General features: G+C 73.7%; 4 protein-coding genes. 2 read left to right on the forward strand and 2 right to left on the reverse strand.

Annotated features, from left to right (window positions below; translation table 11 throughout):
- A partial coding sequence (locus ACOV8S_RS03255; protein ID WP_448315999.1) for a hypothetical protein occupies positions 1–880 on the reverse strand: 880 nt, incomplete at its 3' end.
- 288 nt (positions 881–1,168) lie between these two features.
- On the opposite strand from ACOV8S_RS03255, the gene ACOV8S_RS03260 reads away from it, so the two are divergent.
- Positions 1,169–1,567, forward strand: coding sequence for a DUF7144 family membrane protein (locus ACOV8S_RS03260; RefSeq protein WP_448316000.1), 399 nt, complete (start codon positions 1,169–1,171; stop codon positions 1,565–1,567).
- 42 nt (positions 1,568–1,609) lie between these two features.
- On the opposite strand, the gene ACOV8S_RS03265 is transcribed toward ACOV8S_RS03260, so the two are convergent.
- A complete protein-coding gene (locus ACOV8S_RS03265) occupies positions 1,610–1,882 on the reverse strand; it encodes a GlsB/YeaQ/YmgE family stress response membrane protein (RefSeq protein ID WP_448316001.1) in 273 nt (90 codons plus the stop codon).
- Positions 1,883–1,974: 92 nt separating this feature from the next.
- Between ACOV8S_RS03265 and ACOV8S_RS03270 the strand changes: the two genes are divergently transcribed.
- A partial coding sequence (locus tag ACOV8S_RS03270) for a PfkB family carbohydrate kinase (protein ID WP_448316002.1) occupies positions 1,975–2,815 on the forward strand: 841 nt, incomplete at its 3' end.

A 2,815-nucleotide genomic window follows, 5' to 3' on the forward strand; every position in this document is an offset into this window, starting at 1 on the left:
CTCCGGCACCGTCACCGTCCGTGCCGGAGAAGGTGCCGTCCGCCGCGACCGCGTCCTCCCACTGCTTGAGGATCGCGTCGTCGTCCAGCTTGACGGTGATCTTCTGGCCGGGGACGAAGCCGGAGAGACTGAAGGACACCTTGCCGCCGGCGGCGACCGAGGAGCCCGCGGTGATGACCATCTTCGGGGCGGCGGGCGCGGGCCGGGTGACCGTCAGGGCGGAGCTCTTGACGCTGGTGCCGGTGGCCAGGAAGCGCAGCCAGTGCTCACCGGCCTCGGTGCCCTCGGGGACCGTGACGCTGCCGGAGAAGGAGCCGTCGGAGCCGGTCGTGAACTGGCCTATCAGGGAGGCGTCGTCGAGCTTGACGCTCAGCTTCGCGTCGGCCGGGAAGCCGCTCACGCGGAACGCCAGGCTGTCGCCGGCCCGCACCGAGGAGGACAGGAGTTCGGCAGCCGGTACCCGGACCCCGAAGGTGACCGGGACGACGGTCTCCGGGGCGAGGAAGTGCAGGGTGTGCGTGCCCGCGGCGGCGGTGGCCGGGACGGTGAGCGAGCCGGAGACCGAGCCGTCGTCCCCGACGGTGAACTGACCGAGCACCGTCTGCTTGTCCAGCTTGACCGTCAGGGTCGCACCGGCCGGGAAGTCCTTCACCGTGAACGGGAGCTGCGCGCCCGCCGTCACCGACGCGGAGCCCAGGGCGACCGAGGGGGCGGCGTCGGCGGTCGCCTGCGTGGTGAGGCCGAGGTCGCCGGTCAGGCCCGCGCCGAGCGCCGGGGAGGTCAGCGCGCCGATGGTGAGCGCCGCGCCGGCGGTGGCGGCGGCGATTTTGCCCATACGGCCGTGCGGACGGTGCGGGCGGTCGGCTCTGAAGGGAGGCATGGCTGCGGATGCTCCTGAAAGGGCGAAGGAACTGAAAAACACCACGAAAGGGCCGCACGCCGGGGAGAGATGCCCCAGGGCGACGCGCTTAGGTTAGCCTAACCAAAGTGATGATGTGAGGGGTGGGTGACCGCCAATTCCCGGACCCTTCACAGGAAGCGGCCGCGCCCCGGCGCGGAACCTGCCCGAGGAGCCCGCCGTTAGCCCGTCCGCCGCGCCCGGAATGCCGCGCACCCGAGGGCGACGCAGGCTCGGCGGGAGCGGACGTCACGGCGGAGGGATGCGGGTATGGACGGGCAGGCGGACCCCGGGAAGCAGCTGCTGGCGGCGAGCGGGACGACGTTCGCCGGCGTGCTGCTGGGCGTCTCGGGCACGGTGACGGTGCTGCAGGGCATCGCGGCGCTCGCCGGCGATGACGTGTACGGCCGGATCGGCTCCTACGTCTTCGAGTTCACCCTCACCGACTGGGGTGTCGTGCACCTGGTCGTGGGCGTGCTCCTGGTGGTGACCGGTGTCGGACTGCTGGGCGGCAAGGAGTGGGCGCGGGTGACCGGCCTGGTGCTCGCGGTGCTCAGCATCGTCGAGCAGTTCATGTTCCTGCCCTACGCGCCGGTGTGGTCGGTGCTGCTCATCGCCCTGGACGTGTTCATCATCTGGTCGCTGGCCGCCTACAGGCCGGCTGCCTGAGCCGCCGGCCCCGGCCGGCGTCGGCCCCGCTCGCGGCCGACGTCAGCCCCTTTCGCGGGAGTGGCCGAAGAGGACGCGGTAGAGGACCAGCAGGACCAGCGCGCCGCCGACCGCCGACACCCAGGTCGCCGGGTCGTAGAAGTCCTGGTCGACCGGACGGTCGAAGAACCGGGCGGACAGCCACCCGCCGAGGAACGCGCCGACCACGCCGATGACCGTGGTCCCGATCAGCCCGCCCGGATCGCGGCCCGGCATCAGGACCTTGGCGATCGCCCCGGCGACCAGCCCCAGCACCACCCACGCCACGACGCTCATGTCCGGCTTCCTCCGCATTTCCGTCCCGTCCGGCCCCACGGCCGTACGGGGTACCTGCCCAGCCGCCCGGCAGGTCACGCCAGGATGGGCGGATGGAGCGAACCAAGGACGACCTCGACGTACTGGTCCTCGGCGGCGCGGGCGTGGACACCATCGTCCACGTGCCCGAACTGCCCTTGCCGGACGCGGACAGCCGGCTGGTGGAGGGGGTGCTGGCGCGGGCCGGGCACACCGGCGACTTCGTGGCGCTGGGCCTGAGCCGCCTCGGCCTGAGGGTCCACCACCTCGACGTGGTGGGCGACGACCCCGAGGGCGAGCTGGTGCGCGCCTTCCACCGCGAGCACGGCATCGCGCTCACCGCTCCGCACGCCCCGGCCGGCACCCGGCGGGCCGTCAACCTGGTCGGCCCGGACGGCCGCCGGGCCTCCCTCTACGACGGCAGCCGGGGCGGCGGGCGCTATCCCGAGGAGACGGTCGCCGCCCTCGCGGGGCGTGCCCGGCACGCGCACGTCTCCATCACCCAGCCCGCGGCCGACGCCCTGCCGGTGCTGCGGGAGGCGGGCGTCACCGTCTCCACCGACCTGCACGACTGGGACGGCGAGGCCGCCCACCACCTGCCGTTCGCGTTCGCCGCCGACCTGGTGTTCTGCTCGGCCGCCGCTCTTCCCGCCGACCCTCTGCCCACCATGCGCCGGATCGCCGAGGAGGGCCGGGCGCGGGTGGTGGTGGTCACCGCAGGGGCGGACGGCGCGCTGCAGCTGGTCGACGGCACCATCCGCCGCATCGCCCCGGCCGTCCCGCCCGCGCCGGTGGTCGACTCCAACGGCGCGGGGGACGCCTTCGCGGCGGGTTACCTGTACGGCTGGCTGCGCGGCGAGGACGCCGAGCGCTGCGGACGCCTCGGCGCGGTCGCCGGCGCCCACGCCTGCACCG

The organism is Streptomyces sp. CO7 (assembly GCF_053474865.1).

Bases quoted from the DNA above. Each gene is read 5' to 3' on its own strand.
- ACOV8S_RS03260 (WP_448316000.1), top strand. From the start codon at position 1,169: ATGGACGGGCAGGCGGACCCCGGGAAGCAGCTGCTGGCGGCGAGCGGG.
- ACOV8S_RS03265 (WP_448316001.1), bottom strand. From the start codon at position 1,882: ATGAGCGTCGTGGCGTGGGTGGTGCTGGGGCTGGTCGCCGGGGCGATC.